Origin of the sequence: Nocardia aurantiaca (genome assembly GCF_009708175.1) — a bacterium.
Lineage (GTDB): Bacteria > Actinomycetota > Actinomycetes > Mycobacteriales > Mycobacteriaceae > Nocardia > Nocardia aurantiaca.
Map to the genome: position 1 here is coordinate 24,455 of NZ_WMBB01000004.1, position 24,383 is coordinate 48,837.

Consider the following 24,383-nt stretch of genomic DNA (forward strand, 5'->3'; position numbering starts at 1 on the left):
GGCGGCGACAGTGGATACATACCGAACGCCACCGCAAGCGCCCCTCCGAGAGGATGATGTTCGATGTGCAAGCCGGTCGATTCGCCCGCCGCCATCGTGGTGACCACCGCCGACTGCGAGCTGAACTACGCCGAGCTGGATCGCTGGAGCAACCGCTTGGCGCGGATGCTGCTGCGCCTCGGAGCCCACCCCGGCGCCCACATCGTGATCGCGGAGACCCCGCAGCTGGAGGCCGCGGTCTCCCGTCTGGCCATCATCAAGACCGGCGCGATCCCGGTACCGCTCACCACCGAGACCGCGGTGGCCCGCGCCGACTTCGGCATCACCACCAAGGCCGGCCAGGAGCTGGTCACCGATGTGAACCGCTGGCTGGTGCTCGACGACCGGTCGACGCTGGTGCAGTACCTCACCGGCTCGGACGCCCCGCTCACCGAGGCGGAACTGAATCCGGCGCGGCAGGTGGCAGCCTGACGCACCGAATCCTCGTAGCCCGCAGAATATCTCAGTAGAATGGCCTCCAGCAGCACCCTGTCCGCATCCGCCCCTGATACGTCCGCGGCCTTCGCCCTCTCCGCGGCGCAGCGCGGCATCTGGTTCGCCCAGCAGCTGGCGGGTGACACACCCGTCTCGATCGCCCAGTACGTGGAGCTGACCGGGCCCATCGACGTGGCACTGCTCGCCGACGCGGCTCGCCGCGCCGGGCGCGAGTTCGGCACCGGCTACCTGCGCCTGATCGAGGTCGACGAGCTGCCCTGGCAACTCGTCGATACCACCCTCGACGACCGGATCGAGACCGTCGACCTGACCGGCGCGCCCGACCCGGAGGCAGCCGCGCAGGCCTGGATGCGCGCCGAGTACACCGCACCCCTGGACCTCACCCGCGACCGCCTGTGCATCATGGCCATGCTGCACGTGGGCGAGGACCGCTGGTACTGGTATTCGCGCTTCCACCACATCCTGCTCGACGGCGTCGGCGCGCTCACCATGCTGCAGCGCACCTCGGAGATCTACAACGACGCCGCCGCCGGGCGCGAGATCCCGCCCGGCAAGGCCGAACCGCTGCAGCGCATCGTGGAAGCCGATGCGGCATACCGGAACTCGGACAAGCTCCAGGCCGACCGCGAGTACTGGCGCGAACATCTGGCGGGCCTGCCCGAACCGGCGCAGCTGGGCAAGCGCACCGGTGCGGTGGACGCCCATCCGCGCCTGCTCAGCGGCGCGCTACCGGAATCGACCGCGGCCCTGCTGGATTCGCTCACCGCTGTCCTGTCCACCAGTCCGGCCCCCGTCGTGGTGGCGGCCTTCGCCGCCTTTGTCGGCGCCATGACCGGCGCGGGCGAGATCGTGCTGAGCCTGCCGGTGTCCGGCCGCACCACCGCCACCCTGCGCCGCTCCGGCGGCATGGTCGCCAATGTGGTGCCGCTGCGCCTGCGCCCCTCCCCCACCGCCACCGTCGGCGATCTCGTCCGCGCCACCCAGGGTGAGCTGACCGCGGCGCTGCGCCGCCAGCGATACCGGCAGGAGGACATCATCCGCGACCTCGGCTGGTCCATGGACGAGGTGGGGGGCTTCGGCCCGACGGTCAACCTCATGCTCGCCGACACCCGGATCCGCCTGGGCGGGGTGACCGGACAGCTGCACGTGCTGACCTCGGGACTCATCGACGACCTGTTCGTGAACGTCTATCCGGGCGGCGGCGGGGAACGCACCCACATCGACTTCCAGGCCAATCCGAACCGGTACGACGAGCCCGAGCTCGCGGTGCTGCACGCGCGGTTCCTGGACTTTCTGCACCGCTTCCTGGCCGGGGGCGTCGACCAGCCCCTCGCGACGGCGACCGCGCTCTCCGAAGAGGAACGCACCGCGCTGGCGCCCGCGCTGGGACGCGACGGCTCCCGGCCACACACGCTGCCCGAGATCCTCACCTCCGGCGCCGGCCGCGCCCCCTCGGCCGTCGCCCTGCGCGTCGACGGGACCGCCTACACCTACCGGGACCTCACCGACTACGCAAATCGACTGGCCCGGTTGCTGATCGCCATGGGCGCCGGACCCGAACGCGCCGTGGCGATCTCGATTCCCCGCTCAGCGGAATCGGTGCTGGCCATGTGGGCGGTGGCGCAGACCGGCGCGGCCTTCGTCCCCGTCGATCCCGGCTATCCGATCGACCGTATCGAGCACATGCTCAGTGACAGCGGCGTGGTCGCCGGTGTGACGGTGTCGGGTTCCCGCGCGGCGCTGCCGGACCGGGTGGAGTGGTTGGCGCTCGACGACCCGGCCGCCGAGAAGGCCATCGCCGCACACGATCCCGGCCCGCTCACCGACTCCGACCGGCGCGCGCCCCTGCACCTGGACCAGGTCGCCTACCTCATCTACACCTCCGGCTCGACCGGCCTCCCCAAGGGTGTCGCGGTCACCCATCGCGGCCTGACCAACCTCGTCACCGGTTCGGGCGCGGCGTTCGGCGTCGGCTCGGATGCCGTGGTGGCGCACGCCGTCTCGCCGAGCTTCGACATCTCGGTGGAGGAGTTGCTGGTCGCCTTCGCGGTCGGCGCGACGGTGGCCGTGGTGCCCCCGGCCGCCTACGCGGGCGACGAACTGGCGCGGGTGCTACGGAAATTGGAGGTCACGCACCTGAATGTGACTCCGGCCGTTGCGGGTTCGCTGGAACCGGACACGCTGCCACGGCTGCGCACCGTGGTGGTGGGCGGCGACTCCTGCCCGCCCGAGCTGCCGGTCCGCTGGGCCGGGCGATGCGTCATCAATGGCTACGGCCCGACCGAGGCCACCGTCACCGCCACCCTGAGCGCCCCGCTCGCCCCGGGTGATCCCATCACCATCGGCGCGCCGTCGCGAGGCGTGGCGGCGATCGTGCTGGATCCATGGCTGCGCCCCGTGCCGCCCGGCGTGATCGGCGAACTGTATTTGAGCGGACCGGGTTTGGCGCGCGGATACCACCAACGCATCGGCCTGACCGCCGAACGCTTCGTGGCCAGCCCGTTCGATCCCGGCGCGCGCATGTACCGCACCGGCGACCTGGTCCGCTGGCGGCGGCGCACCGGACGCTGGGAGCTGGAGTATCTGGGCCGCGGCGACACCCAGGTGAAGGTGCGCGGCTTCCGCATCGAACTCGGCGAGGTGGATGCCGCGGTGGCGCGGCATCCGGGCGTCGAGATGGCGGTCACGGTGGGCGCGACCACGCCGGGCGGGGCGACCGCCCTGGTGTCCTACGTTGTGGCTGCCGAATCGGTGGTCGCGCCGGAAGACGTGAAAGCGACCGTGGCCGAGCAGCTTCCGGCGCACATGGTGCCGTCGGTGGTGATGGTGCTGCAAATGCTGCCGCTCACCCCGGCCGGCAAGGTGGATCGCCGCGCGCTGCCGCGCCCCGACTTCGGTGCCGGGCCACGCGCCGGTCGAGCGCCCGCCACCGACAAGGAACGCGCGCTCGCGGCGATCTTCGCAACGGTGCTGGGCGTGGAATCGATTGCGGCGGACGATAATTTCTTCGCCCTCGGCGGCGACAGCATCGTGGCCATCCAGCTGGTGGCGCGGGCCAAGGCGGCCGGACTCGGACTGCGCGCCCGGGATGTGTTCGAACACAAGACCGTCGCCGCGCTAGCCGCCGTCGCCACCGAGGTGACCGCGCCGATGATCGAGGAGCTGCCCGGTGGCCCGGTGGGCCCGGTGCCGCTCACCCCGATCGTGCACGCCATGCTCGAACAGAGTGACAACTGGCCCCGATTCGCGCAGGCCGTACTGATTCCGCTGCCCCGCGATATCGACCGCTCCCGGCTCACCGCGGCGGTGCAGGCCCTGGTCGACCGGCACGACCTGCTGCGCAGCACCCTCACCCATCAGCCCGCGAACGGCACGCGCCCGTGGGAGTGGCGAGTCGGCGCGCCGGGCGCGGTGGAGGCCGGGGCCCTGATCGAGACCGTGACCGCCGCATCGGACAGCGACGGCGAGGACGAATTGCAGCGCGCCGCCGATCTGCTGGATCCCGCGGCCGGTATCGTGGCCCGCTTCGTCTTCATCGACCGCGAGGACGCGCTGCCGCTGCTGTGGGTGGTGCTGCACCATCTGGTGACCGATGGCGTGTCCTGGCGGATTCTGCTGCCGGACCTGGCCACCGCGTGGGCGGGCGGCACGCTCGCGCCGGTCGGCACGTCTTTCCGCCGCTGGGCCCACGGACAGCTCGAACAGACCCCGGCCCGCGCGGCCGAGATCCCGCAGTGGCGCACGATCCTCACCACACCGGACCCGCGCCTGGGCACCCGGGCCTTGAACCCTGAACTCGACACCGTGGCCACCATGGGTCAGCTGCGCACCGTCGTCGACGCCGACACCGCCACGGCCGCACTGGAACTCATTCCGGCGCGCTTCCACTGCGGTCTCGACGACGCCCTGCTGACCGCGCTGGCCCTGGCCTCGAGCCGCTGGCGGCGCACCCGCCGGACGCTGCTCACGGTGGAGGGCCACGGGCGCGAGGACGCGGTGCTGCCGGGCGCGGACATCTCCCGCACCATCGGCTGGTTCACCAGTGTGTTCCCCGTCGCGCTCGACCTCGGCGACCTCGATCTCGACGAGGCCTTCCGGGGCGGCCCCGCGGCGGGCGCGGCGCTGAAAGCGGTGAAGGAGCAGCTGCGGGCCATCCCCGACAAGGGCGTGGGCTTCGGCATGCTGCGCTACCTCGACGCCGGGACCGCGGCCGAGTTCGACGGCATGCCGACACCGCAGATCAGCTTCAACTATCTCGGCCGCACCGGCACCGGCGTCGAACACCCGGGCGGCGCGGAAACCCCGTGGGTGCCGGTTCGATTCGCCGCCACCCAGGACGATCGGGCGCCGCTGGCGGCCGTCGTCGACATCAATGCCTTCCACACCGCCGCCGGTATCGAGGTCACGTGGGCGTACGCGTCGCGGCTGCTCACGCCGGGGCAGGTGCGCGAATTCGCGCAGCTGTGGGGACGGGCGGTCACCGCGCTGGTGACCCATGCCCGACACGCCGGGTCCGGTGGACACACGCCCTCGGACTTCCCGCTGGTCACCGTGGACCAGGCGCAGATCGACGCGTGGGAACGCGAATACCCGGACCTCACCGAGGTCTGGCCGTTGTCGCCATTGCAGTACGGCCTGCTCTTCCACGCCCGCTACGACACCGACACCGCCGACGGATACACCGTCCAGACCCGGCTGACGCTGGCCGGGCGGGTCGACGCCGCGCGGCTGCGGACCGCCGCGACCGCCCTGACGGCCCGGCACGAGGTGCTGCGGGTCGCCTACGTCGAGACCGCCGACGGTCCCCGCCAGCTGGTGCTCGGCCATACCGAAATCCCTTGGCAGGAAGTCGATCTCACCACGATCACGGAACCGTCCGAACGGCAGCGGGAACTGGACCGCCTCATCGCGGTGGACGCGGGCACCCGCTTCGACCTCACCCGGCCGCCGCTGCTGCGCTTGTGCCTCATCCGCACCGAGCCCGAGGCGTACACGCTGCTGATGACCAATCACCATCTGGCCCTGGACGGTTGGTCCACACCGCTGGTGGTGCGCGAACTGCTCGCCGGATACCTGGCCGCGGTCACCGGACACGAGATTCCGCGGACCCACGCCCACTCGTATCGCGAATTCCTGTCCTGGCTCGGCCGGCAGGACGACGCCGCGTCGCTGGCCGCTTGGACCGAGGCGCTGGCCGGTGTCGATTCGCCCACCCGCGCGGTGCCCAGCCTCGCGGGCATCACCTCGACCGAATCCGGCATGGTCTCGGTCGAATTCACCACCGCGCGACTGGAACGCTTGACCGACACCGTGCGTACCGCCGGGGCCACGGTGAACACGGCGGTGCAGGCCGCATGGGCACTGCTGCTGGCCATGCTCACCGGCCGCACCGATGTGGTGTTCGGCGGCACCGTCTCCGGGCGGCCACCGCAGCTGGCCGGAGTCGAGGAGATGGTGGGCCTGTTCATCAACACGCTGCCGGTGCGGGTGCGGCTGGATCCCGCGGAGCGCGTGGGCGATCTGCTGGCACGGGTGCAGGCCGAGCAGGCGCGGCTGCTGGACCATCAGCACATCGGGCTGGCCGTCATCCACCAGGCGGTCGGGCTGCCCGAGCTGTTCGACACCCTCACCGTCTTCGAGTCGTATCCGATCGACCGCGAAACCCTTTCGCGCGCACTGGATATCGCGGGCATGCGGATCCTCGACGTGTCCGGCACCGATGCCACCCCGTATCCGTTGAACCTGATGGTGATTCCGCAGCGCGCCGCCGACGGCAGCGAAAGCCTGCTGATCACCGTGAAATTCCTGACCGACGAGCTGCCCGAGACGGCGGCGCGGCGGCTGCTGGAACGGTTCGTGCTGCTGCTGAACCAGATCGCCGACCACCCCGAGCGCCGCACGGCCCAGGTGCAGCACTGCGATCAGACCGAACGCGCGCAACTGGTGCCGGTCCGCGGCGGCACGCCCACACCCCTGCGCACGCTGCCCGACATTCTGGCCGCGGGCGCACGGACCAATCCGGACGGCATCGCGGTCAGCTCCGGCACGCTCGGCATGACCTATCGCGACCTCGACGCCTGGTCCAACCGCTTCGCGCGAATTCTGTTGCGGCGCGGGGTCGGTCGCGAGACCTTCGTGGTGCTGGCGCTGACCCGATCGGTGGAATCGGTGGTGGCGGTGTGGGCGCTGGCCAAAACCGGCGCGGCCTTCCTGCCGCTGGACCCCAACTATCCGGTCGAGCGCATCGAGCACATCCTCACCGACTCCCGCGCACCCATCGGCGTGACGGTGTGCGCGGTCGGCGATACCCTGCCCGGCACCATCGACTGGCTGCTGCTCGATGACCTCAACACCATTCGCCGGGTCATGACGGTGTCCGACGCGCATATCACCGACGCCGAACGCGGCGGGCCCATCAACCTCGCCCAGACCGCCTACCTCATCTACACCTCCGGCTCCACCGGCAAGCCCAAGGCGGTGCTGCTCAGCCATCGCGGCCTGGCCAATCTCGTGGCCTCCCAGCAGACTCTGCTCGATCTGGACGAGACCTCCAGCACCCTGCAGGTGGCCTCGCCGAGCTTCGACGCCTCGGTGCACGAGCTGCTCATGGCGCACGGCGCGGGCGGACGGCTGGTCCTCTCGCCGCCGGATGTTTACGGCGGCAACGCGCTCGAAGAACTGCTGCGCACCGAAGGGGTCACGCACGCGGTCATCACGCCGTCGGTGCTGGCCACCATGAACCCGGAGGGACTCGACGACCTCAGCTGCCTGTCGGTGGCCGGTGAAGCCGCCGGGCCCGAGCTGGTGGCCTCCTGGTCCGCCGGGCGGCGCATGGTGAACCTGTACGGCCCCACCGAATTCAGCGTGTGGGCCACCGGGCCGGGTGAGCTGCTGCCCGGAGAGCCCATCACCATCGGCGCGCCCATTCGCGGCGCGGCCGCCCTGGTGCTCGACAGTTGGTTGCGCCCCGTACCCCTCGGAGTGACCGGGGAACTGTATCTGGCCGGACCAGCGCTGGCGCGCGGCTATTTCAACCGATTCGGGCTCACCGCCGCGCGTTTCGTCGCCAACCCGTACACCGCGCCCGGCGCCCGCATGTACCGCACCGGCGACATGGTGCGATGGGTGGAGGTCGAGACCCCCGATGGCGCGCAGCTCGAGCTGGAATACCTGGGCCGCAGCGATTTCCAGGTCAAGATTCGCGGATTGCGCATCGAACTCGGTGAGATCGACGCGGTGCTGTCCGCCGACGAGCAGGTCGACTACGCCGCCACTCTCGGCTGCCCGGGACCCGGCGGGCAGACGGTGCTGGTCTCCTATGTGGTCGCCGCACCGGGTCACCGCCTCGACACCGAACTGCTGCGCACCCGCATCGCGGCCGCGCTGCCCGGCTACATGGTGCCCAGCTACCTCATCGAACTCGATGACGTCCCGCTCACCCCCGTCGGCAAACTCGACCGGAACGCCCTGCCCGCACCGGATTTCGCGACGCTCGACCAGCGCTACCTGGCCCCTCGCACCCCCGTCGAGACCGCCGTGGCCCAGGTCTTCGCCGATGTTCTCGACACCGAGCGGGTGAGCATCGACCGGTCCTTCTTCGAGCTCGGCGGCAACTCCCTCACCGCGACTCGTGTGGTGGCCCGGGTGAACGCCGCACTGGGCGCGACCATCGCCCTGCGCGACCTCTTCGACGCGCCCACCGTCGCGCAACTCTGCTCCCGCATCGTCCCGGGTACCGAGATTCCGGGCCTGCCGACACTGGGCCCGCGCATCCGACCGGACCGAATTCCCCTGTCCCCGGCCCAGCAGCGCATGTGGGTCCTCAACCGCCTGGACCCGGACTCGGCCGCCTACAACATCACCGTGGCCCTGCGCCTGACCGGTGAGCTGAATGTGGAGGCCCTGCGCTCGGCGGTCGGCGATGTGGTGGCGCGGCACGAATCGCTGCGCACCATTTACCCCGCGGACGCCGACGGCCCCCGCCAAGTGGTGCTCAACGCCGAAGCGGCCGCGCCGGAGATCAGCTTCGCCGAGACCGACGACGGCCCGGCCCTGCGCGCCGCCATTGCCGAAAGCACCGGGGCGGGCTTCGATCTCACCCGCGAGGCCCCATTGCGGGTCCGTGTACTCCGCCTGACCGAGCATGCCGGCCGAACCCGGGCGGTAGCGGGAGTCGCGGCAGCCGAGCCGTCGTGGCCTAGCGAAGCCGTCGACACGCGCTCCGCGACGGACGAACCGGCACGACGCGGATCCGAGGTTGTGTCCGAGCGCCCGGCCGCGGAGACGGCCGCTCCGCCCAGCGAGCCATCCGGCCGCCCCGTCGCGGCTTCCGGCACCGTTCCGCTGGCCGAGTTCTCCCGCGCCACAGCTGATTCCGACTGCGAGGACGCCGACTCGACCCCGCGAAACCGCGCCACGGCCTCCCCCGTGCATGTCGTGGTGCTGGTCGTACACCACATCAGTGCGGACGGGGCCTCCATGGCGCCGCTCGCCACCGATCTGGTCACCGCGTATCTCGCGCGCAGTAGCGGCGCGGAGGCCGAGCGGCCGCCACTGCGCGTGCAGTACGCCGACTATTCGATCTGGCAGCGGGAGCTGCTGGGCGAGGAGAAGGACACGCAATCGCGGGCGGCGCAGCAGATCCGGTACTGGCAGCAGCAGCTGGCGGCAACGCCGGACGTGCTGGAGCTGCCCACCGATCGACCGCGGCCGGCGGTGCAGAGCCTGCGCAGCGCGGACCTGGAATTCCGGCTGGATGCCGGATTGCACGGTGCGCTCACGGAATTGGCGACGGCGACCGACACCAGCCTGTTCATGGTGCTGCACGCCGCGCTGGCGGCACTGCTGTCGCGGCTGTCGGGCACGCCCGACATCCTGATCGGGACCGCGGTGGCCGGGCGCGGCGAGGCGGCGCTCGACGATCTGGTGGGAATGTTCGTCAACACGCTCGCCCTGCGGACACCGGTGGATCCCGCCCAGGGTTTCAAGGAGTTCCTGGCACAGGTGCGGGCGACCGATCTGGATGCCTTCGCGCATGCCGACGTGCCGTTCGAGCGGCTGGTGCAGGTACTGGACCCGCCACGGTCGACGGCGCAGCATCCGCTGTTCCAGGTATCGCTGTCCCTGCAGAACTTCCAGCTGCCGACCGTCGAATTCCCCGGACTGCGGGTGAGTGTCGAGCCCATCGAGCGGGGCGCCTCGCAGTTCGACCTGACCTTCGACCTGCGCGCACCCCTGCCCGGCGCCGACGCCGCCGGGCTGGACGGCACCCTGACCTTCGCCACCGACCTGTTCGACAAGGCGACCGCCGCCCGGATAGCGACCCGGTGGCAGCGGATTCTGATTGCCGTCGCCGCCGATCCCGAAGTTCGGTTGTCGGATATCGATCTGCTCGACGAGGCCGAACGCACCGCGCTGGTGCCGCTGCGCGGCCCCCGGCACGGCCGGATCACCACGCTCGCCCAGGTATTCCGCGCCGCCGCGACCGCACACCGCATGTGCCCGGCCGTCATCGCCGACGGACGCGCGGTGTCCTACCGCGAGCTGGACACCGCGTCACAGCGGCTCGCCATGCAACTTGCGGCGGCCGGGGCCGGACCGGAAACGATTGTGGCACTGGCGCTTTCCCGCGGCATCGAACTGATCACCGCCATCTGGGCCTGCGCCAAGGCCGGGGCCGCCTTCCTGCCCATCGACCCACGCCACCCGCTGGACCGCATCGACCACATGCTGACCGACTCGCGCGCGGTCCTCGGGCTCACCACCAGCGCGCACCGGGCGCCGCTGCCCGACACCATCGGGTGGCTGGTCCTCGACGATCCCGCCGCCTCCAGCGTGCGGATCACGCCCGGGCGGGGCCGCGTTCGCGCCATGACCACGCACCCTGATCAGCCCGCATGGCTCATCTACACCTCCGGGTCCACCGGCACGCCCAAGGGCGTCTCGGTGTCACATCGCGGCATCGCCGACCTCGTCCAGGCGCAGCGCGAACTGCTGTCCCTCGGCGAACACTGCCGGGTACTCCAGGTCGCCTCACCGAGTTTCGACGCCTCGGCCTTCGAGGCGCTCATGGCCTTCGGGTCCGGCGGCACCGCCGTGGTGGCCCCGCCGGATGTCTTCGGCGGCGAGGCGCTGTCGGATCTCATCGCGGCGCAGGGTGTCACACACCTGGTGATCACTCCCTCGGCGCTGGCCACCCTCCATCCGGAGGCCATGTCCAGTGTTCGGGTCCTGGCCGTGGCCGGCGAGGCCATCGGGCCGGACCTGGTGGCCCGCTGGGCGTCCGGCCGCACACTGATCAATCTCTACGGACCCACCGAATTCACCATCTGGGCAACAGCTTCCGAACCGCTGGTGGCGGGACAACCGGTCACCATCGGCGCCCCGATCCGGGGCGCGGGCACCCTCGTCCTCGACGACCGGCTGCGACCGGTGCCGATGGGCGTGGCCGGGGAGCTATACCTGGCCGGACCGGCCCTGGCGCGCGGCTACCATGCCCGCCCCGGTCTCACCGCTACACGCTTCATCGCCAACCCGTACGGGCGGCCCGGCGAACGGCTCTACCGCACCGGTGATCTGGTGCGCTGGACCGGCTACCTCGACGAACCGCGCCTGGAATACCTGGGCCGCACCGACTTCCAGGTCAAGGTGCGCGGCCAACGGATCGAACTCGGCGAGATCGACGCCGCGCTGTCCGCCGCCGAGGGCGTCGAATTCGCCGTCACCCTCGGTGTTCCCGGCCCCGGCGGGGCCACCGCCCTGGTCGCCTACCTGCTGCCCGAGCCGGGCCACGAAGTCGATCTCGCCGCCGTCCGCGCCCACGCCGCCGACCGGCTGCCCGGCTATATGGTGCCGTCCGCGTTCATGGTGCTCGACGCCATTCCGCTCAACGCCGTCGGCAAGCTGGACCGCAAGGCCCTGCCCCCACCGGTCTTCGAGGCCGAAACCGAATACCGCGCGCCCAGCACCGATCTGGAAACAGTACTCGCCGAGATCGTCGCCGAACTGCTGGGCCGCGACCGGGTCGGCGTGCACGACTCGTTCTTCGCCCTCGGCGGCGACAGCATTCTCGCCATCCAGCTGGTATCGCGCGCACGACTGCGCGGCATCGAACTCACCCCGTTGCAGATCTTCGAGCATCGCACCGTCGCCGCGCTCGCGGCGCTCGCCGCGGCGGCGGGCGAGACCATCGTCCTGGAGGAACTGCCCGGCGGCGGTATCGGCGAGCTGCCGCTCACCCCGATCGTGCACTGGATGCTCGAACGCGGCGGCGATCACCGGAGATTCGCGCAGACCGCCGTGCTGGAGCTGCCGCAGGGCATCGACCGCGCGCGACTCGTCGCGACCGTCACCGCGGTCGTGAACCACCACGACGCCCTGCGCGCCCAGCTCGCCCGCGAGGACGACGCGTGGCGAATGAGCATCCGCGAGCCCGGCGCGGTCGATGTCGACACACTGCTGCACCGCATCGAATTCGACACCGCCGATGCCGTCGAACTGCGCGAATACGCCGTCACCGAATTGGATTCCGCGCTCGGCCGCCTCGACCCGGCCACCGGGACCGTGCTGCAACTGGTCTGGCTGGATCCGGCCCCGGGCAGCCCGGCCGACCGCCGCGGCCGCCTCATCCTGGTGGCCCACCACCTGGTCATCGACGGCGTGTCCTGGCGCATCCTGATCCCCGACCTGATCGCCGCCTGGGCACAGGTCAGCGGCGACGCGACACCGATCCTGCCCGAGACCGGCACCTCACTGCGCCGCTGGGCGCACGCGCTGGAGGAGGCGGCACACCGCGAAACCCGCACGGCCGAACTGGATTACTGGCGCGAGGTGGCCGCCACCCCGGACCCGGTGATCGGGCCGCGCGAACTCGATCCGGCCGTCGACCGGGTCCCGGCGATTCGCTCCGTCGACATCGAGCTGGACACGGACATCACCACCGCCCTGCTCACCACCCTGCCCGCGCTCTTCGACGGCACCGTCGAGGACACCCTGCTGGCCGCCCTCGCCCTCGCCGTCATGCGCTGGCGGATGGAACCCAGCGAGGCGGTACTGATCCGGCTCGAAGGACACGGACGGCAGCAGGAGATCATTCCCGGAGCCGATCTCTCCCGCACCATCGGCTGGTTCACCACCATCTACCCGGTGCGACTCGCCCTGTCGGACATCCCGATTCGCGACGCCCTGGCGGGCGGACCGGCCATGGGCGCGGCCATCCGCGCGGTCAAACACCAGCTGATGTCCGTGCCGGACAAGGGCATCGGCTACGGCATGCTGCGCTACCTCAACACCGAGACCGCCACGGCGCTGCCCGAGCGGGTACCCGGCCGCATCGGCTTCAACTACCTCGGCCGCTACGCCACCGCCGATATTCCGGCCGGGCTCGAGGACCTCGGCTGGCTGCCCACCGACGACTTCGGCGACCTGCACGCCACCGAGCACGCGGACGTGCCCGTCACAGCGGAGATCGAGATCAACGCGGTCGTGGTCGGAGATCGGCTCCAAGCCCGCTTCACCTTCCCCGAAACCCTGCTGCCCCGGCACGAGATCACCATGCTGGCCCATCTATGGACCGACGCGCTCTCCGCCGCAGCGTATTTCGCCACCTCGCCGGCGGCGGAGTCCGCCGCCGCCGCGGAACGCCGGTACCTGACGGAGCTGCGGGAGCAGCAGGCCGCCGCCGAACTCGCTGCCGCCCACAGCGATTCCTCTCCCGGCCTCGGCCTGGACGTGGTCCTGCCCATCCGGCCCGGCGGCGATGAGCCCGCGCTGTTCTGCATCCACCCGTCCTCCGGCATCGCCTGGACCTACCTGGGCCTGGCCGACACGCTGAGCGCCGGCCGTCCCATCTACGGTCTGCAAGCACCGGACCTCTCCGGGGGACCGCACGCCCGCAGCATCGCCGACTTCGCCGAGCGGTATGTGGCCGAAATTCGCCGACTGCAACCGCGCGGGCCTTATCATCTGCTCGGATGGTCCTTCGGCGGCCTGATCGCACACGCCGTCGCCGCCCAGCTCGAGGCAACCGGAGACGAGGTTGGCACCCTGGCCCTGCTCGACGCGGACAGCACCGATATCGACGGTGACAGCATCGACAAGCTCACCGCCGGCTCCTTCGTCGCCACCTTCGGCTCGGTCTTCGGCATCACCGACATCCCCGCCGACACCAGCGCCGAGCAGGCCGCAGCCATGATCCGCGACCGCATGGGCGGCGTCGACCTGGTCGACGCGCAGACCCTCGAACGCATGGCCGCCTCCTACAACGCCTCCGCCGACACCCGCACCGGCTACCAACGGCCCGTATTCCACGGCGACGCGCTCTACTTCAGCGCCACCGTGCACACCTCCGAGATCTTCGGACCGGAGGGCTGGCGGCCCTACATCACCGGGACCATCACCAATCACGACATCGACGTCAGCCACGAAGAACTGACCGCACCGCACGCGCTCGCGGCCATCGCCCGCATTCTCGACGCACATCTGGGAGGGAAGCCGTGAACACCGACACTGGCAAACCCGATACAACAAGCGTGGAAACCAGCACGATCGCACCCCCGAGCTTCGTGAGCACCGGCGTCGACGGCGTCGTCGTCGAGGGCGTCGAGAAATCCTTCGGCGCGGTCCGTGCGCTGCGCGGCATCACCTTCAAGGCCGCGCCCGGCGAGGTGCTCGGCATCCTCGGCCCCAATGGCGCGGGTAAGACCACCATGGTCAACATCCTGTCCACCCTCATCGCCCCCAACGCCGGGCGTGCCCTGGTCGCCGGGCACGACGTCGTCACCGATGCCGCCGCGGTCCGCCGATCGATCATGTTGACCGGGCAGTTCGCCGCCCTCGACGACGCCCTGTCCGGGTACGAGAACCTCGTCATGTTCGGGCGCCTCATGGGCCTGCGCAAACGCGCCGCCCGCGCCCGCGCCGACGAACTCGTCCAGGAATTCGACCTGGTACAGGCCGCCGGACGCCGCGTCGGCACCTACTCCGGTGGCATGCGGCGGCGCATCGACATCGCCTGCGGACTCGTGGTCCGACCCGAGGTGGTCTTCCTCGACGAACCCACCACCGGCCTGGATCCCCGCAGCCGCCAGGGCGTCTGGGACCTGGTCGGCGGCTTCCGCAAGCACGGCATCACCACGCTGCTCACCACGCAGTACCTGGAAGAGGCCGACGCGCTCTGCGACCGCATCATCGTCATCGACCACGGCCTTGTCATCGCCGACGGCACCGCCGACGAACTCAAGGCCCGCACCGGCGGCAGCTACTGCGAGATCGTGCCGCTGCGCTTGGAGGACCTGCCCGCCATCGCCCGCGCCCTCGGCGACCTGCTGCCCGCCGCTAATCGCGAAGCGCTGACCGGGGATTCGGACCGGCTGGCCATCCCCGCGCCGGAGGGGGCCAAGACCCTCGCCGAGGCGCTGCGGCGACTCGACGCCGCCGGTATGGAACTGGTCGACATCGCGCTGCGGCGGCCCTCCCTCGACGACGTCTTCCTCGGACTCACCGGGCACATCGCCAAATCCGAAGAGGGCGAAGACGATTCACCGTCGGTCCGCTTCCGAACCACCAACGGGCGCTTGGGCTCCGAGGATCGGACCCGGCCATGACCACGGTCGACGCCGCGCCCACCGGCTGGCTCACCAACGTCCGCGCCGCCCCCGCCACCCTCACACAGTGGTGGGTGCTCACGGTGCGGCTCATCGTGCCCTCGGTCAGGACCGGCGAGATCATCACCGCCATCCTGGCGCCCATCACCTTCGCCGCCAGCTTCTACATCCCGCTCAACCGCGTGATGTCCTTCGCCGGACTCGGATTCAGCAGCTACGGGCAGTTCATGGCGCCCATCGTCATCCTGCAGGCGTCCGCGTTCACGGCCGTCTCGGCCGCCTTCCGCGCCGCCACCGACGCCGTCTCCGGACTCGACCGGCGCTTCGACGCCATGCCCATGCATCCGCTGGTGCCCGCCGCGGCGCGCATGTCCTCCAATGTGTTCCGGCTGCTCATCGGGCTCGTCGCGGCCGTGGTCAGCACCCATGTGATCGGGTTCCGCTTCGTCGACGGTACCGCGCACACCCTCGGATTCCTGGCCTTGGGCCTGCTCATCGGCATCTCGTTCTGCCTCGGCGCCGACGCCATCGGCACCTTCACGCGCAGCCCCGAGGCCACCACCCAGATGCTGGTGCTGCCGCCCCTCATCCTCGGCATGCTCTCCACCGGCCTCGCCCCCGCCCACCAATTCCCGCGCTGGGTGCAGCCCTTCGTGCGCAATCAGCCCGTCTCCCAGTTCGCGGAGGTGCTGCGCGCGCTCGGCGGCGACACCTTCGGCAAGGTCCACCCGGTGACCTGGTCGCTCGTGATGCCATCGCTGCTGTGGATCGCGGGCAGCATGGCGTTGTCCTGCTTCTCCATCGCCCGGCAGAACCTGAAGAGGTCGTGATGGCCACCCTCGATCGCCCCGACATCGCCGACATGCTCGACTATCGCGAAAGCTCGGCCCCGGCGCTGCTGCGGCACACCTGGATTCAGACCCAGCGGCTGCTGCTGCGCTGGGTGCGCGACCCCGTCACGCTCCTCGAAACCCTGATCGTGCCGTGCCTGCTGCTGCTCATGCTCGACATCGTGGTGGGCTCGCAGATCCAGAAGTTCTCCGGCACCAGCGCGCTCTACGGATCCGCGCCCATGGTGACACTGGTCGGCGCACTGTCGGGGACCGTGGCCAGCGGCGTCATGCTCGGGCGGGAAAGGGAGGCGGGCATCCTGTCCCGCTTCTGGGTGCTGCCGGTGCACCGCGCCTCGGGGCTCGCGGCGCGCATCCTCGCCGAGGGCTGCCGCATCTTCGCGGGGACGGTCGTCATCATCCTGTTCGGCATGGCCCTCGGCTTCCGCTTCCGGCAGGGACCGCTGCAAACGTTCGCCTTCCTGTGGATTCCGGTGCTTTTCGGACTGGCATTCGCGACCATGGTCACCGCCATCGCCGTGTTCACCGCCAAATCCACGCTGGTCGAGGCCGTCGCACTGCTGTCATCGCTGCTCATGTTCTTCAGCACCGGATTCGTGCCAATTGGGGCCTACCCCACGTGGATTCAGCCGGTGGTGCGGAATCAGCCCATGTCGGTGGCCGTCGACACCATGCGTGCGCTGGCCAACGGCGGACCGGTGGCGAGCCCGCTGGTACAGACCCTCGCCTGGTTGGTCGGCCTGATCATCGTGTTCGCGGTCCCCGCCGCCTGGGGGTACCGCCGGGCCAGCCGCCGCTGAGAGATCAATCCCCCTTTCCGTGAATGTCGGCGCGCGGGAGGACCGACCTCCCGCCACCGCGCGCAAGGCGGATTAAGCTGTCCGCCGTGCTCGAACCCCAAACCGCCGTCGCGCCCCACCCCGATATCGCCCATCTCGCCCCGCTGCTGGGCACCTGGCGCGGTCGTGGCCACGGCGAATACCCGACCATCGAACCGTTCGAATACCTGGAGGAAGTGCACTTCGGCCACGTCGGCCGCCCCTTCCTCACCTACCGGCAGCGCACCCGCGCCGCCGACGGCAGCCGGCCCATGCACAGCGAGACCGGATACCTGCGGGCCGTCGGCCCCGATCGCATCGAGCTGATCCTGGCCCATCCCACCGGCATCACCGAGATCTGCGAGGGGAGCCTGGTCCACGAAAACGGCGAACTGCGCATGGAACTCGCCTCCACCTCGATCGGGTTGAGCAGCACCGCCAAATCGGTGACCGCACTCGGCCGCACCATCACCGTCGCGGGCGACACCCTCGAGTACTCACTGCGCATGGCGGCGGTCGAGCAACCGCTGGCCCACCACCTCGCGGCGACCCTGCAGCGCGAAAACTGAAGGTGAACTTCTAGTTCCAACTCTGCCCATGAACTGCCGATCTCCTGTCGAAGCGGAGTGCGGCAGCACATTTGCGGGGTTGCCTCGGCATAAGTGACCGATTACCGTTTCTCGCATTGGCTAATAGTCAGCCAACTCTCAATGAGCACCGGGCCACCGAAACAGACCGTTGAGGTCTCCCACACTCGTCCCCAAAGCAAGGGAGAGGGATATGAAGCGCTCGGCCCTTTTGCTGATCACCACCGCCGGCATGATCCTCGCCGGGGCGGGCGTCACCGAGATCATCGGCGACCCGTCCGACGATGGACCTCCCGCGAAAGCCCTCGCCGATCAACGTTACGTGACCGACACCGTCGGCGGCCTCTATCCCTCCGCCTGCACGCGGTTCGACAGTTTCGCCGGTGAACGCTGACCCTCGGTAGCCCGGAGGCGGATTCGCTCAGTAGCCAGGAGGCAAGGCCGCGAGCATGTCCCGCGTCACCGCCACCGCGTTGTCCGAACTGCCGCCGCGCACCAGCAGGGTCGCCCAGGCCAGATCACCGCGGTAGCCGATGAACCACGAGTGCGAACCGCCGTCCACCTCGGCCTCACCGGTCTTCCCATAGACCTCACCCTGATCGACGATGCGCTCCGCCGTACCGCCGAGCACCACCTTGCGCATCATCAGCCGCAGACCGTCGATGACGGCGGGCTTCAACTGCGGCCGGTCACCGGACACCTGGGTCTGATGGCCCGCGATCAGATACGGCACCGACGTCGCGCCATTGGCGACCGTCGCCGCCACCATCGCCATGCCGAACGGACTGGCCAGCACCTTGCCCTGACCGATGCCGTCCTCGGCCCGCTGCACCATATTGTCGTCCCGCGGCACCGAACCCGACACCGTCGTCAGGCCCGCCATCGTATAGTCCGGGCCCAATCCCAGCGCGGCCGCGGCCGTGCGCAGATCCTCCCCGCCCAGTTCCGAGGCGAGCTTGGCGAAAGAGGTGTTGCAGGAACGCTCGTAGGCCGTGGCCATGGCCACGCTGCCGACGCTGAAGAGGTCGTAGTTGGGAATCGTGCGCTCCCCCACCACGATCTGACTGGGGCACGGCACGATGGTGTCCGGCGTGGCGTGGCCGGCGGTCATGGTCGCCGCCGCGGTCACCGTCTTGAAGGTCGAACCCGGCGGGTAGAGGCCGGTCGCCGCCACCGGGCCGGCGGCGTCGGCCGCCTCGTTCTGGGCGATGGCCAGGATCGCGCCGGTGGAGGGCTGCAGCACCACCATCATGGTCTGCTCGGTGCGGGCGTCCACCGCGCGCTGGGCCGCATTCTGGATATTGCGGTCAACGCTGAGCGAGAAGGACGGAGAGGTCTGAGGGTCGACCTCCTCGAGAACGTCGGTGTCGACGCCATTGGCGTTCACGGTCACGACACTCCAGCCGGCCTTGCCGTCCACCTCGTCGATCACGGTCTTGCGGACCTGGGTCATGAGGTCCGGGGCGAAGCGGCGATCGGTGGGGACCAGATCGGATTCTTTGCTGAAGGTGACGCCGGACAGGCCCAGCACTTGCGAATTGACCTCGCCGAACTCCCATTCGGAGAGCAGGGCCGCGGTGTAGGCGCCGTCCGACTTGCGAGCCGCGCGCAGCAGGGAGTCGGGGGTGATGCGGTCGTCGAAGCGGTGCAGGGCATTCGCGAGAGCCAACGAGACGCCGACGGGGTCGGTCGATGTGGACGGTTTGAACATCACCCGGTACAGCGAGCCCGGCACCAGCACGTCGCTGCCCGAACGCTCGTTCACGCGGGCGCGGGGCGCGGGATTCGAACGCAGTTGCAGTGTCTGGGTATTGCCCAGTTGCGGGTGGATGTCGGCGGAGGACCAGCGCACCTGCCATCGGCCGTCGGTGCGGCCCATCTGCAGCTGGCCCCTGTAGGTCCAGACGCGATCCTTGGGCAGATGCCATTCGTAGGTGTAGTCGACGATGGCGGTGTCACCGGTGACGCGGGCGGCGCCGGTAGTCGCCACCAGCTTCTCCGCCTGGAGCTGATCCCATGCCGAACCCAGTGCGGCACGGGCCTTTTCGGGCTGGCTGGTGCGATCGGCGGCGGCTTGCACGTCGTGGTCGGCGAAGTCGGTGACGAAGGCCTCGGCCGCCTGGGCGGGCCCCTGCGGACCCGACGAGCAACCGGCCGCGGCGACGGCGACCGCGGCGGCGACCAGCGTGGTGAAGACCCGTGTTGACATCGGGTCAAATCGTAGAGCCAACTACCGGCAAACCGGCGCGACACACTGCACCGGAACGGATTTCACGCTCACATCACAGCAAAACCGCTCAATCGAGCAGCACGGTCGCGAAGGTGGCGACCTGCCGGAAACCCACCTTGCCGTAGGCGCGGCGCGCAATATTGTTGTAGCAGTTGACATACAGGCTGGCCGTGCGCCCGGAGGAGACCACCACATTGGCCACGGTCGCGGTGCCCGCGGTGCCGTAGCCCTGGCCGCGTTTATCCGGGTGGACCCATACGCCCTGAATCTGTCCGGTGCGTCGCGACAACGCGCCGACCTCCGCCTTGAAGGCGACCTCGCCGTCCTCGAATCGCGCCCAGGCCCGACCGGATTCGATGAGCCCGGATACCCGGCGGCGATAGCTACGCCCGCCGTCGCCCACGCGCGGGTCGACGCCGATCTCCTCGGTGAACATGGCGACCGCGGCCACCAGATACCGGTCGATCTCCTCGGGCCTGACGCGCCGCACCCGCAAATCCGGCGCAATACTCGCGGGCCGATCCAGCGCGAGTAGCGGCTGATCCTCGCGCACCTCCCGCGGCGTCCCCCAGTGCTCGACCAGCAACTCCCACAGCGGCAGTGCCAGCTCACGCCGGCCCACCACCGACGAGCACAGCCGAGGGCCCTTGATCGCCCGTTCCGCGAATGCCTTCAGATCGTCACGGCCACCGCGCAGCGGCACCAGATTCGCGCCGGAGAAGCACAACGACTCCCCCGGCCCACCCCGGCTCCACAGTTCGCCGTAAGTCCCGCGCGGGTCCAGTCCATACTCCTGCAGGCGCGCGGCCACCATGCAGGTCGCCACCGGATCGGTGTCGAGCACACGCAAAACCTGCGTCAGATCACGGTTTGCGAGCTGACGGGCCCCGGACGTCCGGCCACGGCGGGTCGGCTCCAGCACACTCCGCACGCTGACAGCCTGCCAGAACTTCCCGGCCCGCGCCGCCCGATTACCCCCAGCCGCCCACCGACCAGGGAAAACACCCCCACCCATAAAGGCCGAACAGTCGGTAGGTGAATAGTGAAAGGCCCGGTCACCCGGCGACATGCCGGGAACCGGGCCGTGGTCGGGGGCAGGTCAACCCGCGGTGACAACCGGCGCGCCGGATCCCGCGGCGTCGCCCATCTCCTCGGCGAGGCGCATGGCCTCCTCGATGAGGGTTTCGACGATCAGATGCTCGGGGACGGTCTTGATGACCTCGCCCTTGACGAAGATCTGGCCCTTGCCATTACCGGAGGCGACACCCAGATCGGCCTCCCGGGCCTCACCGGGACCGTTCACGACACAGCCCATGACGGCCACGCGCAGGGGAACCTCCATGCCCTCGAGGCCCGCGGTGACCTCGTTGGCCAGGGTGTAGACATCGACCTGGGCGCGACCGCAGGACGGGCAGGAGACGATCTCCAGCTTGCGCGGGCGCAGATTCAGCGACTGCAGGATCTGGGTGCCGACCTTGATCTCCTCGGCGGGCGGGGCCGAGAGCGAGACGCGGATGGTGTCACCGATACCCTCGCTCAGCAGCGCGCCGAAGGCGACGGCCGACTTGACGGTCCCCTGGAAGGCCGGACCGGCTTCGGTCACACCCAGGTGCAGTGGGTAGTCACACTTCGCGGCGAGTTGGCGGTAGGCCTCGACCATGATCACGGGGTCGTTGTGCTTCACCGAGATCTTGATATTGCCGAAGCCGTGCTCCTCGAACAGGCCCGCCTCCCACAGCGCCGATTCCACCAGCGCCTCGGGGGTGGCCTTGCCGTACTTCTCCAGCATCCGCTTGTCGAGGGACCCGGCATTGACGCCGATGCGGATCGGGATGCCCGCGTCACCGGCGGCCTTGGCGACCTCCTTGACGCGGCCGTCGAACTCCTTGATGTTGCCCGGGTTCACCCGTACCGCGGCGCAACCCGCGTCGATGGCGGCGAAGATGTAGCGGGGCTGGAAGTGGATGTCGGCGATCACCGGGATCTGCGACTTGCGGGCGATGGTCGCCAGCGCGTCCGCGTCCTCCTGACGCGGACAGGCCACGCGTACGATGTCGCAGCCGGACGCGGTCAGCTCCGCGATCTGCTGCAGGGTGGCGTTGACGTCATGGGTCTTGGTGGTGGTCATCGACTGAACCGAGACGGGGAACTCACTCCCCACTCCGACATTGCCCACCATCAGCTGGCGCGTCTTGCGCCGCGGCGCGAGGACGGCCGCCGGTGCGGCCGGCATCCCCAAAGTGATGGCACTGGTCACGATCGGCTGCCTACTTTCGACTAAGTCCTCACCCTTACCGGCTCCGAGCTTACCGAGGCTCGAATACCGGTCGCCCTGTGACGGCGGCGACAACGCTACCCGCGCCGAGTGCGGGACGCGGAATCGACCCGGGTCTACCGTTCATACTCGTTACCGTCGACGCAGAGGTTTACGCTCCGACGAGTGAAGGTAGCGAATCCAGATCCGTGGCCACGCACCCCGGAAGAGGCGGTGGCACTGCAAGATCGGCTCCGGTCCCGGGTGATCGCCGCCAACCCCCGGCCACCGGAATTCCGGACGGTTGCGGGGCTCGACTCGGCCTATGACGACGACGGCAATGTGGTGGCAGCCATCGTGGTCCTCGACACCACCACCCTCGAAACCATCGAGACCGCCACCGCCCGAGGCACCACAGATTTCCCCTACGTCCCCGGCCTCCTCGCCTTCCGAGAACTTCCCACCACCCTCGCCGCCCTCGAAACCCTCACCGCCGCACCAGATCTCTTCATCTGCGACGCCCAGGGCCTCGCCCACCCCCGCCGGTTCGGCTTCGCCTGCCACCTCGGTCTCCTGACCGGCATCCCCACCTTCGGCGTGGCCAAGAACGCCTGGGGCGAGTTCGAGGAGCCCGCCCGCGAACGCGGCGCCTCCTCCGTCATCACCATCGACGGCGACCCCGTAGGCCGCGCCCTGCGCACCCGCACCGACGTCAAACCGGTATACGTCTCGGTAGGCCACCTCATCGACCTGGAGACCGCCTGCGCCCAGGTCCTTTCCCTCACCCCCGAATACCGCCAGCCCGAAACCACCCGCCGCGCCGACCATCTCTGCCGCCAACTCCTCCGCGAAATCGGCGCCGCGGGAACAACTTCACGGAATTGAGGTGCGGGACGCCGTCATATGCGTGCGCCCTTGGCCAAATTGCAGCCCCGGCACAGGATCTGGAGATTGTCGACACTGGTCGCGCCACCCCGGCTCCAGGGAATGACGTGGTCGAACTCGAGGTACTCCTGGGCGCCGCACTCGGCACACTTCCCGGCGTCGCGCTGCCAGACCTGCGCCTTCATATCCTGCGGAATCGAACGGGAATCGCGTTGCCCCGGAGCGAGCACCAGACGTTTGGCGACACGGAGTGTGCCCTCCAGCACGGCGGCGACATACTCGGCGTCCCGCACCCGGTAGCTACCGCCACCCCGGGCCGTCGTCGCATCGATCACCACCGTGTCGTACTCGTGCCGAACCGAAACGATCTTGGCCCACGCCAGTTCGCTCCCCGCGCCGGCACCGATGAAACGCAGCTTCCTGCTACTGCCGATCAAGCGCCCCGAGCTCTGCTTCGGACCGCTGGCCAGGTATCTGATCTGCACCGCGTCGACGTCCACGTGCAGCAGTTCGTCCGCCTCGAGGTGCAGATCGGGCCGGCTCACCCGGGGTAGGTCCCCGGCCCTCACCTGGGTGAGCGACCGGCCGCGGAGCATCCTTTGCCGCAGACCGTGGATGAGCGATCCCGCGGCGGACAGATCGGCGGCGGCGCGCAGCTCGGAGACGGTCCGGTCGAAGTCGTCCAGCTCCTGCTGGTCGATCTGGTTGTCGGCGAAAGCGAAGGCGACCATCCGCTCCAGGTGAGCGACGGCCAGCGGCCGCAGCGCCTCGCGCCCGGTGTCCTCGCTGACCATATGGAACCGAAGCATCACCCACAGTTCGTCCCAGCGCGGCCCACGGGGCCCGTCCGCGGTGAGTACCTGCCAGGCCTGGCCGCGCCAGGTCTCCATCAGCTGGTGGACCTCGCGCAGGCACCATTGACACGGCGGCGCACCGCCCATTCGACGCACCGCTCTCGGCCGACCGCAGCGGCCGCAGGTCGCGCGATCGTGCGGCGGATGCCGCGGTCGGCGGTCCTCGGTCCAGGCCGCCCCGTTCCACCACTGCACCTGGCCCGCGTTCTGCGGCGTTACGTACCACCCGGGTGCCATGACGGGTGCGGGCGCCGGGGCAACTGCCGCGGGAGGCGTTACCGCTGGGATGGGCGGCGGCTGATCGTCGTCCACCGCAACGCCGAACTCCTCGGCGAGCCCACGCAATCCACTCGACCAGCCCTGTCCGACCGCACGGAACTTCCAGCCGCCGTCACGGCGATAGAACTCACCGAACACCATGGCCTGCACCGATTCCGGGCTCGACACGCGATAGTCGAACAGCCGACGGCCGGCGTCCAGAACGCTGACCACCAGCGCGGGAACGTCCTGGAAGGAACCGGCCGCGACGGATCCCGCGATCACGACGCGATCCACCTCGGGTTCGATCTCGCTCAGGTGCACCGACAGTCCGGCCCGCCCGGCTGTGATCTGTTCCAGCACAACGGCACCGGACGGATGGCGGGGCGCGTTGAAGAAGACGAAATCATCATCGGATCGGATCTTCCCCGTCGTGGCCAGTAGCAGAGCATGGGGGTCGACTTCCCGATCGCCATCCCATTCCAACACCAGCGATACCGCCGACGCGACCACGAGCGCATTCGCACCACGCGCCAACTCCACGACCC

Annotated in this window: 12 protein-coding genes; 8 read left to right on the forward strand and 4 right to left on the reverse strand. The window is 69.7% G+C overall.

The window, feature by feature from the left end; all coding sequences use genetic code 11:
- Positions 1-63 precede the first annotated feature (63 nt).
- From GLP40_RS08895 to GLP40_RS08925, 7 genes are all read left to right on the forward strand, one after another.
- Complete coding sequence (locus tag GLP40_RS08895) at positions 64-471, forward strand: AMP-binding protein (protein ID WP_154787409.1); 408 nt, start codon at positions 64-66, stop codon at positions 469-471.
- A gap of 39 nt (positions 472-510) precedes the next feature.
- Entirely contained in the window at positions 511-13,992 is a 13,482-nt protein-coding gene (locus GLP40_RS08900; RefSeq protein ID WP_154787410.1) for a non-ribosomal peptide synthetase, read from the forward strand.
- A gap of 65 nt (positions 13,993-14,057) precedes the next feature.
- Positions 14,058-15,098 (forward strand): ATP-binding cassette domain-containing protein, encoded by a 1,041-nt coding sequence (locus GLP40_RS08905; protein WP_328289990.1) that lies wholly within the window; start codon positions 14,058-14,060, stop codon positions 15,096-15,098.
- Positions 15,095-15,928 (forward strand): ABC-2 transporter permease, encoded by an 834-nt coding sequence (locus tag GLP40_RS08910; protein ID WP_154787411.1) that lies wholly within the window; start codon positions 15,095-15,097, stop codon positions 15,926-15,928. Before GLP40_RS08905 ends, GLP40_RS08910 begins: the two co-directional genes overlap by 4 nt.
- Before the next feature lie 32 nt (positions 15,929-15,960).
- Positions 15,961-16,749: an ABC transporter permease gene (locus GLP40_RS08915; RefSeq protein WP_407671570.1), complete on the forward strand. Its 789-nt coding sequence runs from the start codon at positions 15,961-15,963 to the stop codon at positions 16,747-16,749.
- 77 nt (positions 16,750-16,826) lie between these two features.
- Complete coding sequence (locus tag GLP40_RS08920; RefSeq protein ID WP_230329430.1) at positions 16,827-17,336, forward strand: peroxynitrite isomerase; 510 nt, start codon at positions 16,827-16,829, stop codon at positions 17,334-17,336.
- 211 nt (positions 17,337-17,547) lie between these two features.
- A complete protein-coding gene (locus GLP40_RS08925) occupies positions 17,548-17,748 on the forward strand; it encodes a hypothetical protein (RefSeq protein WP_154787414.1) in 201 nt (66 codons plus the stop codon).
- 27 nt (positions 17,749-17,775) lie between these two features.
- Here GLP40_RS08925 and GLP40_RS08930 read toward each other — a convergent pair whose 3' ends face one another.
- From GLP40_RS08930 to ispG, 3 genes are all read right to left on the reverse strand, one after another.
- Positions 17,776-19,563, reverse strand: a complete 1,788-nt coding sequence (locus tag GLP40_RS08930) for a penicillin-binding transpeptidase domain-containing protein (RefSeq protein WP_154787415.1) — start codon at positions 19,561-19,563, stop codon at positions 17,776-17,778.
- A gap of 88 nt (positions 19,564-19,651) precedes the next feature.
- Positions 19,652-20,515 (reverse strand): GNAT family N-acetyltransferase, encoded by an 864-nt coding sequence (locus GLP40_RS08935; protein WP_328289898.1) that lies wholly within the window; start codon positions 20,513-20,515, stop codon positions 19,652-19,654.
- A gap of 168 nt (positions 20,516-20,683) precedes the next feature.
- On the reverse strand, positions 20,684-21,841 hold the full coding sequence (ispG, locus tag GLP40_RS08940) for a flavodoxin-dependent (E)-4-hydroxy-3-methylbut-2-enyl-diphosphate synthase (protein WP_328289899.1): 1,158 nt from the start codon (positions 21,839-21,841) through the stop codon (positions 20,684-20,686).
- Positions 21,842-22,024: 183 nt separating this feature from the next.
- On the opposite strand from ispG, the gene GLP40_RS08945 reads away from it, so the two are divergent.
- Complete coding sequence (locus tag GLP40_RS08945; protein WP_328289900.1) at positions 22,025-22,723, forward strand: endonuclease V; 699 nt, start codon at positions 22,025-22,027, stop codon at positions 22,721-22,723.
- A 14-nt stretch (positions 22,724-22,737) separates the two neighbouring features.
- On the opposite strand, the gene GLP40_RS08950 is transcribed toward GLP40_RS08945, so the two are convergent.
- Positions 22,738-24,378 (reverse strand): TerD family protein, encoded by a 1,641-nt coding sequence (locus GLP40_RS08950; protein ID WP_328289901.1) that lies wholly within the window; start codon positions 24,376-24,378, stop codon positions 22,738-22,740.
- Between the last annotated feature and the right edge of the window lie 5 nt (positions 24,379-24,383).

Coding starts and splice junctions, on each gene's coding strand:
- GLP40_RS08900 (WP_154787410.1), top strand. CDS start 511: ATGGCCTCCAGCAGCACCCTGTCCGCATCCGCCCCTGATACGTCCGCG.
- GLP40_RS08925 (WP_154787414.1), top strand. CDS start 17,548: ATGAAGCGCTCGGCCCTTTTGCTGATCACCACCGCCGGCATGATCCTC.
- GLP40_RS08895 (WP_154787409.1), top strand. CDS start 64: ATGTGCAAGCCGGTCGATTCGCCCGCCGCCATCGTGGTGACCACCGCC.
- GLP40_RS08915 (WP_407671570.1), top strand. CDS start 15,961: ATGCTCGACTATCGCGAAAGCTCGGCCCCGGCGCTGCTGCGGCACACC.
- GLP40_RS08930 (WP_154787415.1), bottom strand. CDS start 19,563: ATGTCAACACGGGTCTTCACCACGCTGGTCGCCGCCGCGGTCGCCGTC.
- GLP40_RS08910 (WP_154787411.1), top strand. CDS start 15,095: ATGACCACGGTCGACGCCGCGCCCACCGGCTGGCTCACCAACGTCCGC.